At 68.9% G+C, this 13,589-nt stretch carries 12 protein-coding genes; 5 read left to right on the forward strand and 7 right to left on the reverse strand.

Going from position 1 to position 13,589, the window contains the following annotated elements; translation table 11 throughout:
- The first annotated feature begins 13 nt into the window (after nt 1-13).
- Nucleotides 14-829 (forward strand): class I SAM-dependent methyltransferase, encoded by an 816-nt coding sequence (locus tag ACFY2X_RS34725; RefSeq protein ID WP_389946997.1) that lies wholly within the window; start codon nt 14-16, stop codon nt 827-829.
- An 84-nt stretch (nt 830-913) separates the two neighbouring features.
- On the opposite strand, the gene ACFY2X_RS34730 is transcribed toward ACFY2X_RS34725, so the two are convergent.
- From ACFY2X_RS34730 to ACFY2X_RS34740, 3 genes are all read right to left on the reverse strand, one after another.
- On the reverse strand, nt 914-1,429 hold the full coding sequence (locus tag ACFY2X_RS34730; protein ID WP_389946999.1) for a hypothetical protein: 516 nt from the start codon (nt 1,427-1,429) through the stop codon (nt 914-916).
- A gap of 197 nt (nt 1,430-1,626) precedes the next feature.
- On the reverse strand, nt 1,627-2,856 hold the full coding sequence (locus tag ACFY2X_RS34735) for a serine hydrolase domain-containing protein (protein ID WP_389947001.1): 1,230 nt from the start codon (nt 2,854-2,856) through the stop codon (nt 1,627-1,629).
- Nucleotides 2,857-3,026: 170 nt separating this feature from the next.
- On the reverse strand, nt 3,027-3,692 hold the full coding sequence (locus ACFY2X_RS34740) for a DUF4097 family beta strand repeat-containing protein (RefSeq protein ID WP_389947003.1): 666 nt from the start codon (nt 3,690-3,692) through the stop codon (nt 3,027-3,029).
- A gap of 256 nt (nt 3,693-3,948) precedes the next feature.
- On the opposite strand from ACFY2X_RS34740, the gene ACFY2X_RS34745 reads away from it, so the two are divergent.
- Nucleotides 3,949-4,746: a helix-turn-helix domain-containing protein gene (locus tag ACFY2X_RS34745; RefSeq protein ID WP_389947117.1), complete on the forward strand. Its 798-nt coding sequence runs from the start codon at nt 3,949-3,951 to the stop codon at nt 4,744-4,746.
- Nucleotides 4,747-4,761: 15 nt separating this feature from the next.
- On the opposite strand, the gene ACFY2X_RS34750 is transcribed toward ACFY2X_RS34745, so the two are convergent.
- Nucleotides 4,762-5,715, reverse strand: coding sequence for a LysR family transcriptional regulator (locus ACFY2X_RS34750; protein ID WP_389947005.1), 954 nt, complete (start codon nt 5,713-5,715; stop codon nt 4,762-4,764).
- A 71-nt stretch (nt 5,716-5,786) separates the two neighbouring features.
- Between ACFY2X_RS34750 and ACFY2X_RS34755 the strand changes: the two genes are divergently transcribed.
- Nucleotides 5,787-6,848 (forward strand): DMT family transporter, encoded by a 1,062-nt coding sequence (locus ACFY2X_RS34755; RefSeq protein WP_389947007.1) that lies wholly within the window; start codon nt 5,787-5,789, stop codon nt 6,846-6,848.
- Between the two features lie 15 nt (nt 6,849-6,863).
- Nucleotides 6,864-7,415, forward strand: a complete 552-nt coding sequence (locus tag ACFY2X_RS34760) for a CGNR zinc finger domain-containing protein (RefSeq protein WP_389947009.1) — start codon at nt 6,864-6,866, stop codon at nt 7,413-7,415.
- A gap of 61 nt (nt 7,416-7,476) precedes the next feature.
- Here the strand turns inward: ACFY2X_RS34760 and ACFY2X_RS34765 are convergent, their stop codons facing one another.
- From ACFY2X_RS34765 to gmd, 3 genes are all read right to left on the reverse strand, one after another.
- The gene (locus tag ACFY2X_RS34765; RefSeq protein WP_389947011.1) at nt 7,477-10,245 is read right to left on the reverse strand and encodes a glycosyltransferase; all 2,769 of its coding nucleotides are present in this window, start codon (nt 10,243-10,245) and stop codon (nt 7,477-7,479) included.
- A 4-nt stretch (nt 10,246-10,249) separates the two neighbouring features.
- Nucleotides 10,250-10,972, reverse strand: a complete 723-nt coding sequence (locus tag ACFY2X_RS34770; RefSeq protein WP_389947013.1) for a hypothetical protein — start codon at nt 10,970-10,972, stop codon at nt 10,250-10,252.
- A gap of 143 nt (nt 10,973-11,115) precedes the next feature.
- Nucleotides 11,116-12,102 (reverse strand): GDP-mannose 4,6-dehydratase, encoded by a 987-nt coding sequence (gene gmd, locus ACFY2X_RS34775; protein WP_389947015.1) that lies wholly within the window; start codon nt 12,100-12,102, stop codon nt 11,116-11,118.
- A gap of 364 nt (nt 12,103-12,466) precedes the next feature.
- Here gmd and ACFY2X_RS34780 point away from each other — a divergent pair, with 364 nt between their 5' ends.
- Nucleotides 12,467-13,498 (forward strand): GDP-L-fucose synthase family protein, encoded by a 1,032-nt coding sequence (locus ACFY2X_RS34780; RefSeq protein ID WP_389947017.1) that lies wholly within the window; start codon nt 12,467-12,469, stop codon nt 13,496-13,498.
- Nucleotides 13,499-13,589 lie beyond the last annotated feature (91 nt).

A 13,589-nucleotide genomic window follows, 5' to 3' on the forward strand; every position in this document is an offset into this window, starting at 1 on the left:
CCAAGGAGCTGACATGCACGCTGTTTCCGCCACGGCCCGCTGGACCGCGGCCGCCAGGGCGAAGGAGTCGCGACGCGATGACGCGATCTTCACCGACGACCTGGCCGAGGAACTCGCCGGGCAGGAGGGCACGGCCCTCTTCGAGCGGTACGACAACCCGGGGGTCGGCGAGTTCATCGCCGTCCGGACCCGGTACCTGGACGACGTGATCTCCAGGTCCTCCGGCTTCCGGCAGGTCGTGCTGCTGGCGGCGGGCCTGGACACCCGCTCGGTGCGGCTGCCGTGGCGGCCCGGGACCGTTCTCCACGAGGTCGACCAGGCCGATCTGCTCGACTGGAAGGACAAGAAACTCGCCGAGCTCGGCGCCCGGCACGGCTGCGACCGGCGGCCCGTCGGCGCCGACCTGACCGGCGCCTGGCCGGAGGCCCTGCGGGCCGCCGACTGGGATCCGGCGGAGCCGACGCTGTGGGTGGCCGAGGGACTGCTGTTCTACATGCCCGAGACCGATGCCCGCCTGCTGGTGAAGCGGGTCGCGGAGCTCTCCGCACCGGGGAGCGTGCTCGCCGGGGACCTGCTCAGCCACCAGTCGATGATCAGTGAGTTCTCGCGGGAGGGCCTGCGCAAGCTGACCGAGGACGGCTGCCCGTGGCTGTTCGGTACCGACGAGCCCGAGGAGTTCCTCGCCGAGTGCGGCTGGCGGGTGACCGAGCTGAAGACCCCGGGAGAGGAGGGCGCCTCCTACGGCCGATGGCCGTGGGATCCCCCGCTGCCCAGGGACGTCATGGGCTTCCCCCGCAACTTCCTCTTCATCGCGGCCAAGGGTTCGTAACCTTTCCCGGTGCCGGTGCCGGTGCCGGTTCTGGCGGTACGGGCCACGTCCCGTACCGCCACCGGCGGCTGAGGCCGGGCCGGATCAGACCGTCGGCGGCTCGATCGGCTGGTTCGACGACTCGATCGGCTGATCGCGGCGAGGGCCGAGAATTATCGGCCAGTCCTCCTCGGCGTACATCGCGGCGATGACCTGCTCGACGGGCATGTCGGCCGGTGCCCCGAAGACCAGCGTGGCGCCGTCGGCGCGCGCGTACTCGACCGGGTCGACCGTCGCGCTCCGTCTCAGGAGGACGCACTCTCCGGGGTTCGGGCCGGGGAGCGGGTCGAAGTCGGCCGGATCGGCGACACCGGCGACCAGTTCCCCGAGCCAGGACGTGTACGTCATGATGTCCACGGTGAGCGTGTCGCCCTCCAGACGCCGCTCCGCCCACGCATCGGTCGGCAACACGTAGAAGACGCGATCGCCCTCGTAAGCGCTCATGCCCAGCGCGTAGACCGCGCGCTCGGCCGGAGTGCCCTGCGGGTCGACCCGCAGAACGAGCGTCAGAACATTCCGATCGACGGGGTCCGCTCCGGGGCAGAAAAATATGTCAGGCATATCCCATCCGGGGTTGAGGAACCTGTGGCCAGGACCACGAGTCCATCGGCGACGACCTGGTGCTCAAGTTCGAAGCCTGGTACGAGCCGCGACCGCCCGGCCGTCGTCGACGGTTCGGCCGCCGGGGGCTGACCGTTGGGCGCCGTGGGTTGCGGGCGGGCCTACCGGGCGCGGACGTACGGGGCGCGGGCTCGATGTCAGTCGTCGATCGCCTGGTAGAGCGTGGTCCAGAAGTCGTGGAAAACCCGCGCCGAATTCGGAGCGGACGCCCCGACCTGGGTGAGCAGGATTCCGGTGAGCCGGTTGGCCGGGTCGGCGTAGGTCGAGGTGCCGCTTCCGCCGTCCCAGCCGAACTGGCCGATGGGCGCGTAGTCGCCGCGGTAGGTGCGCACCGCCATCCCGAAGCCCCAGCCGCCGTGCTGCCCCTGGCCGAAGGAGATGTGGACGTTGTCGCGGGCCATGGCGTCGCGGGCGGCGTTCTGCTCGGGCGTCAGGCGGTTGGTGGTCATCAGCTCGACCGCGGGCCGGGACAGGATCCGTTCGCTCCCGTGCATCCCGCCATTGAGCAGCATCCGGAAGTAGGCGTGATAGTCATCGACGGTGGAGACCAGCCCGCCGCCGCCGCCCTGGAACGCCGGAGGCCGGCTCCACCGTCCCCCCTTGGCCTCGTCCCACACGAGGAACTCGCCGGTCTGCGGGTCAGGGGCATACAGGGTCGGCATCCGATCGATCTTGTCGGCGGGCACGTGGAAGGCGGTGTCCTTCATGCCCAGCGGATCGAAGATGCGTTCGCGCAGGAACGTCTCGAACGACTGGCCGGTGACCCGGGCCACCAGCACGCCGAGCAGATCGTGGCTGATGTGGTACTGCCACCGCTCTCCGGGCTGGTACATCAGCGGCAGCGTGCCCAGGCGGCGCATCCACTCATCCGGCTCGGGCATCGGCTCGGGCAGATTGGGCGTGAGCCCCTGCTCGAAGATCTCGTTCATGATCGGAGTGCCCAGCGACGTCATGTCCATGCCGATCCCGAACGTGGAGGTCAGCAGGTCCCGTACGGTGATCGGCCGCCGCGCCGGCACGGTGTCGTCCAGCGGGCCGTCGATCCGCTTCAGCACCCGACGGTCGGCCAGCTCCGGCAGCCACTCCTGGACCAGGTCATCCAGCCGCAGACGGCACTCATCCAGCAGGACCATCGCCGCCGCCATCGCGACCGGCTTGGTCGTCGAGGCCATCCGGAAGATCGTGTCCCGGCGCATCGGCGCGCCACCGTCGTGGCGCATCGTCCCGATCGCTTCGACGTGCGTCTCACCGCCCCGGCCGACCAGGGCGACGAGCCCGGGAATCTTCCCGGAATCGACATGCCGTGCCAGCACCTCACGCAGTCTGCGCAGTCCCGTTGCGGAGAAGCCGCTGTCGCCGGTTTCCATCGTGAATCTCCTTACACACAGTGTTCGATCTTGCGGGCCATCTCGGCCATGGCGGGGCTGGGCCGGCCCTGGCGGGTCTGGGCGTCTGCTTGGACGGCGTTCGCTGGTTACCACCCCGCGCCGGCGACGACGGCATGCCGTCATGACGGTCCGCCGTCGTGCCGTCAGCTCTAGAGGCTGCGGGCGGTGATGTCGCCGTTGGAGGTGGTGGCGCGGATGTCGAGTTCGGCGGTGCCGTCGTTCTTGAGGGCGTTGCTGACGCGGCCGTAGCTGGTGCCGGCGTCCAGGGCGGCCGAGACGCCGGCGGCGGCGGCGATCGAGATGTTGCCGGACTGGGTGCGGAGCACGACCGTGCCGCGCGCGGCCTCGGTGATCCGGATGTCGCCCCGTGCGGTGCTGATCTCCGCGGGGCCGTTGAGTCGGCCGACCTCGACGTCGCCGTCGGTCGCGGTGAGGCGGACGCTCGCGGCCTCGTCGATCTTGATCTGGCGGTAGGCGCCTTCGAAGGCGACGTCGCCCAGGCGTCCGACGGCCCGGAGTTCGGTGCTGGCGGTCTTGGCCTCGATGTGGGAGCCGGCGGGCAGCTGGACCGTCACCTCGATGGATCCAGACGGGCCGAAGTACTGGTTCTTCGCCGCGGCGTTCTCGATCCGCAGGACGCCGTCGGCGTATTCGACCGTGGTCTGCTCCGCCGCCTTCACGTCGCGGCTCTTCGAGGCGTTCGCGGGCCGGATCTCGACGGTGGTGTCGGTGCGGTCGGCGGCGATGACCTGGACGCGTCCGGCGGGGATGTCCAGGACGGCGGTGATCGGGGCGGGGGCGGGGAAGGTCTGCATGGTGTTCTCCGGTGCTCGTTCGTTGTTTCTGACATCGGAAACGCTACGTTGCTTTCCAAAACACCGCAACACATGCGTTGCGCATAATCGACATTCATGCAGGTAGATACCAGAAAACTGTTGCAATGGTCTTCGAAGTTAACGCAATGATGATCGCTCGATCGTTGCAATGCATTGAAGCTGAACGCTATGCTGGAGGCGTCAGGGAACACCGAGCAGCGCCATGGAGCACCCGTGGGGCATGAAGGGGGTCGTGATGCCGGGAGGCAGGCTCACCCAGCAGGAGCGTCAGCAGATCGCGGTGGGACTGGCCGACGGCCTGGCCTACGCCGAGATCGCCCGCCGTCTCGACCGTCCGACCTCCACGATCACGCGTGAGGTGTCGCGGAACGGCGGCCCCACCGGCTACCGCGCCGAGTTGGCCCACCGCGCCACCCAGCAGCGCACCCACCGGCGCAGGCAGGCCGCGCCCCGGGGGGCGCAGGCGTCCCCGCAGCCCTACGGACGCGACGCCGAAGCCGTGCGCGAGTACGAGGAGATGTGGACCACCGTCCTCATGCAAGGGGGCACGCCCAAGATGATGGCCCGGGTGCTGGCCTGCCTCTACACCACCGACGCGGGCTACCTCACCGCCTCCGAACTCGTCCAGCGCCTCCAGGTCAGCCCTGCGTCCATCTCCAAAGCGATCACCTACCTGGAAAGCCAGGAGCTCGTCCGCCGGGAACGCGACGAACGCCGCCGCGAGCGCTACGCCGTCGACGACGACCTCTGGCACCAGTCGACGATCGCCAGCGGCCGATCCCTCGCCCAGGTCGTCGACCTCGCCCGGCAGGGCGTCGGCATCCTCGGCCGCGACACCCCGGCCGCCATCCGCCTCGAGAGCGTCGCCCGCTACCTCGACTTCGTCGGCGAGAGCCTCATCCGCGCCGCGGAACAGGCCCGCGAGGTCCTCTACACCAAAACCGAATACACCAAAACCGAAGCAACCTCAGACGGCACCGCCAAGCCGAGTTCGGATCATGGAGAGACGGCCGTCCCTCCGGCCACAGCATGACTCGGCCGGAGGCCGCTAGCGGTCCTTGGCCGGCGGCCCCCACCGGTCGGCCAGGCGCACGGCGGCGTCCAGGCGGCGCATCCGGACGGTGGCGAGCTCCACCACCGCTCGCGTCGCGGGTGAGAGCTCGGCGACGGGGCGGTGGGCGATCGCGAACCTTTCGTACAGCGGGGGCCGCAGCGGCACCCAGCCCAGGGTCGCCGGAAGCCGGTCCGCCATCCGGTGCAGGACGCCGCGCCACACGACCGTGTCGGCCAGCCCCCGGGCGGCGACCTCCAGCGCCGTCTCCACGTTCTCCACCTCCACGCGCGGCAGCAACACGTGCCCGGCCGCCTCGACGCTGTGGGCGAGCTGGCGCCGGGTCGAGTCTTCCTCGCGCCAGCTCACGTCCGGCAGGACGAGCGGGGCCGCGGCCAGCGCCGCCGGAGTGACCGGTTCGCGCAGCCGATCCGGTTCGGCGCTGACGTAGACCAGTTCGTCGCGCATCACCATGCTGACGGACATGTCGTCGCCCTCGAGCGGCCTCGCGATGAGAGCCGCCTCCAGGACGCCGCGGCGGAGCTGCTCGATGTTGTCCGCCGAGTTCTGCCCGATCAGCTCGATCCGGATGCCCGGATACCGTTCCAGCACGTCGGCTACGAGCTCCGCGCCGAGGTAGTAGTGCGCGGTGTTGAAGACGCCGAAGCGAACGGTGCCGGTCAGCATTCCTCTCACCGAGGAGACGGCCCTCACTCCCTCGCCCACAGCCGTCAGGGCCGCGACCGCGTGCGGGTACAGCGCCCGCGCGGCCTCGGTGGGCACCAGGCCGCGACCGGCCCTCCGGAACAGCGGGGCGTCAAGGTGCCGTTCCAGCAGGCGCACCTGCTCGGAGACCGACGGCTGGGCGTAGCCGAGCTCGGCGGCGGCCGCGGTGAACGACCCGCGATCGAGAGTGGCCAGGAAACAGCGCAGCTGGTGAAGCGAGACCAAGGAATCTCCTTCGGATTCTCAAGGAAGGCAAGGCTACCTCGATAGATCACCCCCTTTTTACGGTTGTCCCCATGACGACGACCGCCGCGCCGCCGCGATCCCGCTTTCTGCTGGGCGCCGTACTCTGCCTCACCGCGGCCTCGGGTTTCGGCACGGCCGCGATCTACGCCAAGGAGTCCTACCGGGCCGGGGCCGGCATGCCGACGATGCTGACCGTGCGGTTCGTCCTCGCCGCCGTGTTCTTCTGGGCTCTGGTGGCCTGGCGGCGTCCCGCCTTCCCCGCGCGGCGGACGCTGACGGTCTGCCTCGCCCTCGGCGCCGTCGGTTACGCCTGCCAGGCGGCGTTCTACTTCGGCGCGCTGACCCGGATCAACGCCTCGCTGGTCTCGCTGCTCCTGTACGCCTATCCGGCGCTGGTCACCGGGATCGCGGTCGCGCTGCGCCGCGAGTCGCTCGACCGGCGCAGGGTGGCGGCCCTCGCCTGCTCGGTGTCCGGCCTGCTGCTTCTGCTGGGCACCGGCGGCGCCGGAGGGCCCGGCGCGGCCGGCGGTGTGCTGCTGGGCCTGGGCGCGGCCGGTGTCTACGCGATCTACCTGACCGTCGCCGACGGCCTGCCGCGCGACCTCGACCTGTACCTGCTGTCGGCGCTGGTGTGCACCGGCGCGGCCGTGAGCATCGCCGTCGCCGCCCTGATGACCGGCTCCCTGCGCCCGCCCGCCCAGCCGGTCGGCTGGCCGTGGATGGCGATGCTCGCCCTGATCTCCACGGTCGTCCCCGTCATCTGCACGTTCGCCGGTGTGCGGGAGGTGGGCGCCTCGACGGCGGCCATCCTCTCCTGCGCCGAACCGGCGGTCACCGTCGCCTCGACCGCGCTGGTGTACGGCGAGCGGCTCACCCTCGGCCAGCTCTCCGGTGGTGCGGTCATCCTCGCCACCGTCTTCGTCCTGAAGGCACGCGAGAACGGGAAATCCCTTGACGCGCCGCGAAAGTCTGCCCGAATCTCATCGGGTCGGCTTCTGCGATCCCCGGACGGACGGCACGGTGACCGGCCGAACACGCGATCGGCGGCCGAGGAGAGCCGGGAAGAGACAGGAAAAGATCCCTCCTATCAATCTAATGCATTGAATAGATGATGTAGCATTAGAAACATGGTTCCGTTGACCGGTGAGCCCCTCGCCCTGGATCTGCTCAACACCCGGGCGCACACGCCCGACGGCGAGATCGACCTGCTCGACTCACCCGACATGTTCCGCGAGTGGCTGTCCGTCCAGAGCGAGCGCCTGTCTCCGATGGACACGATCGACGCGGCCGATCTGGCGGCGGTGCGAGTTCTCCGGGGCCACATCGCCGAAGCCGTCGAGCACGCACGGCACGGCACGGCTCCGCCCGAGGCCGCGGTGCGGGCGCTCAACGAGGCCCAGCGCGCTGCTCCGCCGTACCGGGAACTCGGCTGGGACGGCACCGCGCCGACCGCGACCGTGCGCAGGGCCGGGGACGCCCGCGCCCGGTTTCTCGCCGAGCTCGCCGAGGCCGCCGTCGACCTGCTCACCGGCTCGGCCGTCACCAAGGTCCGCGGCTGCGAGGGCCCCGACTGCCACATGCTGTTCCTGCCGGCCCACCCCCGCCGCCGCTGGTGCTCACCCGCCCTGTGCGGTAACCGCGTCCGCGTCGCGCGCTACTACCAGCGGCACAAGGACTAGGCGAACCCTCCCCGCGCCTCGGCGGGCATCCCTCGGCGGGCATCGGTGAACCGCGAGCGCCCTACCGGCGGACAAGCCTCTTCCGCGCGGCCTTGAACAGCTTCTTGCCCAGGGGCTCCTGAAGCTCACGCCTCAGCCGGGCGACCTCCTTCTCCCACCGCACGGACTCCTTGCGCCACCGCGTCGCCTCAGCCTTGTACGCCCGGGTCCGCTCCTCTCTCAGCGGGGGCACCGCGCCCCGCTTGGGCTTGTCGACGGCCCGGGTCAGCGCCCACGCGGTGCCGTCGATCCGGTGGACTCCGAAGATCTCGTCGACGACTTCCTCCAGGCCCTCGCCTTCCTGACGCAACCGGAGAGCACGGGCGACCGCCGCGGTCCGTTCGAAACGCCCGATGCGCCGTCCGGGCTTCCCGGATTCGGAGCCCTCGGGAAGAGCCAGCGAGATCATGCCGTAGCACTTGTTGTTGGCGAGATTGATGAGTTTGTGCAGCGCGTCCGCCGTGAGCACCCATCCGGCCGGGCAGTCGAAGCGGAACGGAACGGGCTCGGACGTGGGCGGCACCGACTCGGCGAGCCTCACCCGCCCGTCGTGCATGAAGGCCTCGCGAATCAGCCTGAGATCGAGAAGAGGATCGTCGAGCGGCGAGCGGCGGTCGCCTGTCGCCTCGGACCACGGCCCGACAAGCGTGACCCGCACGTCCACCAGGCTGCTCGCCAGCGCGCCCGCCACGGTGGCACGCCCCTTCTCGTACGACGCCCCGCTCACGTCGACGATGACGTCGACGTAGGGGACGAGCCACTGACGCCCCGCCGCTTCTCTCCAGGTACGCCGCAGGGGCACGCGGTTGCTGAGATACGGCTCCCGGAATCGCATTCCTTCGGTGTGCCGGGTCATCATCTCGGTGAGCCCCAGATGGAACGCGCGCGCCTCGGGCTCGGGCACGAAGACGGCGCCCGCCTGCGCCGCCCGGTAGCTGAACTCCGTGTCCTGGCCGCGGACCAGCGCGCTGTCGACCCCTCCGCACTCCTCGTAGAGGCGGCGAGTGAGGGAAATGGTCTGCCCCGTCCCGATCTGGTAGGCACGCCAGCCCGCCGTACGCAGGCCGTCGGTTTCGTCGATGACCTTCTCGATCCAGCTGGGGTGGCTGTTTTCGAGGTCGAAGAGCGTGTCCGCCTCGCCGCTCGCGATGGCGTCACGGACGTTCCCCAGCGAATGCCGCCCCGGAACGAAGTCGACGAAACGCTTGTAGCCAATCACGACGAGATAGTCGGTCAGATGGTGCCACCGCATGTTCGCCTCGATGTGCTCGCGGTAGACGAGCATGTCGGAGTCAAGCCTGTGGATCACGTCACCGTCCGCCGCCTCGACACCGGCACGCATGGCGTGCCCGGCTCCCCAGCCGTCCGGGGCGCTGGAGATGATCCGGGTGTGCTCCGGGACGACCTCGGGAAGCCGCAGCGGCGTGCTGCTCCCGTCGTCGACGACCACGACCTGCATCAGGTGGCTCGGATAGCTCTGCGCCGCCAGGCCCGCCAGCGTGAGGTCGAGCTTCTCCTGGTTGCCGTATGCGGGGATCACCACGGACACCGTGAGCTTCGGCGTCCACTGCCCGAGTTCGGGGACCGCGAGCGCGGCGTAGTCGTTGCGCCGGATGCGCGGCCGGCCGTTCCGGTCGCTCCCGGGTTTGACCATCATGGCGACCCGGTTCCGCATCTTTCCCGGGGGCTCAAGGGCCTTTCCCCAGACGGGGTGCGGGGGCGGCGCGGGCAACAGCACGCAGTGCGCTGAACCGTTGTAGCGGGCCGCCATCTGGCTGTAGCTCGACATCTTCGAGCCGATGACGTAGTCGCAGGCAGCGAGGAGCTGCATGTCCACGAAGTCGGGAACGAGTTCGCTACCGGCGGCGAGAAGTTCCGTGTCGACGAAGTCAGGGGAGGATTCCGCGGCGTCGACGGCGAACTGCTTCTCCAGCAGGTGAGGGGACAGCTTCTCACCGTTGGCGTTCAGCCGCGGCCACCGGTAGGGCAGGTCCCACTTCTTGGGAAAGACGATGATGCGCTCACCGAACCGGGCGCGCATCATCTTTTCCGTCTCCTCGCTGTCGGTGGCGAGAAAGATGCTGCGATCCTCGGCGACGACGCGCTCGGCCTCCCGCAGGAAGGCCTCGATCGGTGTGACGACCAGCTTCCTGTCGTTGTCCCCCTGCCGGATGTGCATGCCCACGGTGCGTCTGAAGTTGGCCTCGGCGAACTCCCGTACCCTGTCCTGGATCACCTCGGCCGGTCGCGGCAACCAGTCCGTGAGGGCCTCCCTTTCGGAGACCAGAGGTTCCTCCACCGCGCAGAACCAGAACCACGACTCCACGATGAGGGCGCGGTCCTCGCGAATCGGAACCCGCCGGTTCCCGTTGTTGCCCCCCTCGGACATCCTCCGCAACCTGATGTGCCGCAGGGAGGCCACGTGGGAGGGAAGCCGGTCGAACACCTCCGTCCCGGGATCGGGAGCGATCAACGCCTCGTAGTTTCCGAACTCCCAGACCACCGTGAGCTTCGCGCCGGTCAGGGAGCAGAGCCGCCTGGCCGCGGCGACCGCCCGCAGGGCGTTACCGAGTCCGCCCCGGGGGACCACAATGAGGTGTTCCAGCGTGGCTGAATCCGCCAGACTCAGCTGGTCGTCCATCATGTCCAGTGAGGGGACCGCCGGGTTCACCCGGCGGGGGAATCGCTCCCCTGTCATGGTCTCTTTGTCCGAAGCGGTCAGGGCTTGGCCGTCGCCGACCTCAGCCGAGGGAAGCGAGAAGCTGCTCTCTTCAGGGAGCGGAGGAGTCACGAGTTCATCCTTCTGATCCAAGGATCGGGCTCAGATCAGCCGGACAAGGGTTGACCTCGTACCGGTCGATCATGATCAGTGTTTCTTCCTGGACCTCCGACACGCCTTCACGGGGATAGGCCTGCAGACCGCTCCGCCTCAACGTCATGCCGAGACGGTTCGCGAGAATGCCCGCGACGGTCTGGTCATGGCGGTGGCCCCGGACGCGGGGGTCCGCGGAGACCCGTCCATCGTGGTTCCACTTCACGGCGTTGTAGTCGTCCTGGGTGTCCAGCGGCTCTTTGACACCGCGAAATGCCAGCTCATCGCGGGCGGCGGCGTGCCACAGGTCAAGGAACTCGTTGGCGATCGGGCTGCCGAGATCGAGGCCGATCACCGCCGCGTGCACCTCGTCGGCCTTCATCGCCTCCTCGCGGCCCATCCCGAAGTACTCCAGGGCGAGGTCACCGGCCCATTCACCGACCTTGTGCCGGCCGTTCCCGAACAGCAGGTATCCGTCAGCGGCTATGCACCGGAACAGCGAGTCGAGCGGTCGCACGGCGACGCAGGACGAGTCCATCCACAGCACCAGCCGGTGCTCTCGCCGGGCCTGGACGAAGCAGAACGGTTTGAACGCGAACGGCACCTCCCGATGGGAGGGGCAGCCGTCGGGAAACCTGCCGGGCGTCCAGGCGAGGAAATCCCCGGCGAACCCGGTTTCGACAAGGCTCCGGTGAAGGCGTGCCATGCGTTGGGGAAAACGTTTGTCGGCGGTGGCCAGACTTGCCACGCATTCGGGCCGCGCATGGTCGGACAGAGGCACCACAAACGGCTCGGCCGATTCCGGTGATGATTGCTTCGTATTCACTGTTCGGCTTTCAACCGCCCGGCTCACGATCCCTGCCCGGCGAGCGCCCGCGACTCGGCGTCGACCATGATGGCGGCGAGTTCCGGGACGAGGACCGACGGCTTCCAGCTGAGCACGCTTCTCGCCTTGGACGCGTCGCCGATCAACGCGTCCACCTCGGCGGGCCGCTCGTAGCGGGAATCATGGCGAACGTAGTCGGCCCAGTCCAGGCCGACCCGGTCGAAGGCCAGCTTGGCGAAGTCACGGACCGTGTAGGCCGTACCCGTGGCGATGACGTAGTCGTCAGGCGTGTCCTGCTGGAGCATCAGCCACATCGCCTCCACGTACTCCGGGGCGTACCCCCAGTCCCGGACCGCCTCCAGGTTCCCCAGGTACAGACAGTCCTGCAGGCCGGCCTTGATATGGGCGGCGGCCCTTGCGATCTTCCGCGTCACGAACGTCTCACCGCGACGCGGCGACTCGTGGTTGAAGAGGATGCCGTTGACGGCGAACATCCCGTACGCCTCACGGTAGTTGCGGGTCATCCAGTGGGCGTAGAGCTTGGCGGCCCCGTACGGCGAGCGCGGCTGGAACACGGTCCCCTCGTGCTGCGGCGGCGCGGAGGAGCCGAACATCTCCGAGCTGGACGCGTGGTAGAACCGGCACTCCAGCCCGGTGAGCCGGATCGCCTCCAGCATCCGCATCGCCCCCATGCCGGTGACCTCGCCGGTGAACGCCGGTTCCTCGAAGGAGACCCGCACGTGAGACTGGGCGGCCAGGTGGTAGACCTCGTCCGGGGCGGTCTTCTCCACCAGCGCCAGCATCCGCGACGCGTCCGACAGGTCGCCGTGATGCAGGAAGAACCGGGTGTCCGTATCGTGCGGATCGCGGTACAGGTGATCGATCCGATGCGTGTTGAACGTCGAGGTCCGGCGCACCACCCCGTGCACCACGTACCCCTTGGCCAACAGCAGCTCAGCAAGGTAGGACCCGTCCTGTCCGGTCACCCCGGTGATCAGAGCCGTTTTCACGCCAGCATCCCTTCCCTGGGCCGACACCGGGCAAGAAGCTACTCGGAACGGCACCGGGCGCGGTGGAGGCTCTACGCCCTGAAACGGAATTCTTTAGATTCGAGCGCGTGAGCGGCGACGGAAAAAACACATAGCGACATACAACCGGCACCGATGGTCTCCGGTTTCCGTGGAGGCCTCTGTTTTTCACCGGCCGCCCATGGCCGAAAACGGAGGAAAGCCAAGGGTAAATGAGCTTTTCTCCCGCACCGGCCGCAGGCGAAATCCCTTTTCAATGAAGCGCGACACGAAACCCGGTTTCCCGATCCGGGCGGCCGGGCCGTCGTAGTATTCGCCTGCTCCCGGTGAACGTGCACCGGCCGACATGCGAAGAAAGGGCACCGGCGACGTCGGCTTCCGTTGCCGCCGGTGGGTGATGGAGCAGATGCGACTGGACCGCTCGGCCAAGGTGTACGTGGCCGGCCACCGTGGCCTCGTTGGCTCGGCGCTGTGGCGCCACCTGCTCGCCGCGGGCTTCACCGATCCGGTCGGGCGTGATTCGAGCGAACTGGACCTGCGCGACCGGGCGGCGGTGGAGCGTTTCTTCGCGGCGGAACGACCTCAGGTGGTCATCCTCGCCGCGGCGAAGGTCGGCGGCATCATCGCCAACGCGACATACCCGGCACAGTTCCTCTCGGACAACGTGCGAATCCAGGTGAACGTCCTCGACGCCGCCGCCGAACACGGGGTGGAACGCCTGCTCCTTCTGGGTTCGAGCTGCATCTACCCCAAGTTCACACCCCAGCCGATCCGCGAGGACGCACTGCTCACCGGCCCCCTGGAGCCCACCAACGACGCCTACGCCATCGCCAAGATCGCTGGTATCACTCATGTCCAGGCGCTGCGCCGCCAGTACGGCCTGCCGTACATCTCCGCGATGCCCTGCAACCTGTACGGACCCGGTGACAACTTCGACCCCCTCACCTCGCACGTGCTGCCCGCCCTCATCCGCCGCTTCCACGAGGCCAGGCACCGGGGCACCGCGTGTGTGCGGCTGTGGGGCACCGGCACCCCCCGCCGCGAGTTCTTGCACGTCGACGACCTCTCCCAGGCCTGCCTGCTCCTTCTGGAGCACTACGACGCGCCGGAGCCGATCAACGTCGGCGCCGGCACGGACCTCACCATCCGCGAACTGGCCCAGACCGTCGCCGAGGTCGTGGGATACGAGGGCGACGTGGAATGGGACACCACCAAGCCTGACGGCACCCCGTGCAAGCTGCTGGACGTCTCCCGCATCGGCAAGCTCGGCTGGGCTCCGCGCATCGACCTGCGCCACGGTGTCGAGACCACCTACGACTGGTACAAGCAGCACGTCGCCATCCTGGAATCCGCCGAGCGGCGCGGAGCGAACGCGTAGCCGCCGGGAGAGGAAACCTTCAGAGCGTCCTTCGTCGCTGCCCGGGACGCGGGCGTGGACTTCGCCTACGACGAGGCGGCCCGGAGCCGGC

The sequence above is a fragment of the Streptosporangium sp. NPDC000396 genome (assembly GCF_042898655.1).
Taxonomy (GTDB): Bacteria; Actinomycetota; Actinomycetes; order Streptosporangiales; family Streptosporangiaceae; genus Streptosporangium.

What these genes read in the sequence shown, in the direction of transcription:
- ACFY2X_RS34725 (WP_389946997.1), top strand. Translation starts at nt 14, where the DNA reads ATGCACGCTGTTTCCGCCACGGCCCGCTGGACCGCGGCCGCCAGGGCG.
- ACFY2X_RS34730 (WP_389946999.1), bottom strand. Translation starts at nt 1,429, where the DNA reads ATGCCTGACATATTTTTCTGCCCCGGAGCGGACCCCGTCGATCGGAAT.
- ACFY2X_RS34735 (WP_389947001.1), bottom strand. Translation starts at nt 2,856, where the DNA reads ATGGAAACCGGCGACAGCGGCTTCTCCGCAACGGGACTGCGCAGACTG.
- ACFY2X_RS34740 (WP_389947003.1), bottom strand. Translation starts at nt 3,692, where the DNA reads ATGCAGACCTTCCCCGCCCCCGCCCCGATCACCGCCGTCCTGGACATC.
- ACFY2X_RS34745 (WP_389947117.1), top strand. Translation starts at nt 3,949, where the DNA reads ATGCCGGGAGGCAGGCTCACCCAGCAGGAGCGTCAGCAGATCGCGGTG.
- ACFY2X_RS34755 (WP_389947007.1), top strand. Translation starts at nt 5,787, where the DNA reads ATGACGACGACCGCCGCGCCGCCGCGATCCCGCTTTCTGCTGGGCGCC.
- ACFY2X_RS34760 (WP_389947009.1), top strand. Translation starts at nt 6,864, where the DNA reads ATGGTTCCGTTGACCGGTGAGCCCCTCGCCCTGGATCTGCTCAACACC.
- ACFY2X_RS34770 (WP_389947013.1), bottom strand. Translation starts at nt 10,972, where the DNA reads ATGGCACGCCTTCACCGGAGCCTTGTCGAAACCGGGTTCGCCGGGGAT.
- ACFY2X_RS34780 (WP_389947017.1), top strand. Translation starts at nt 12,467, where the DNA reads ATGCGAAGAAAGGGCACCGGCGACGTCGGCTTCCGTTGCCGCCGGTGG.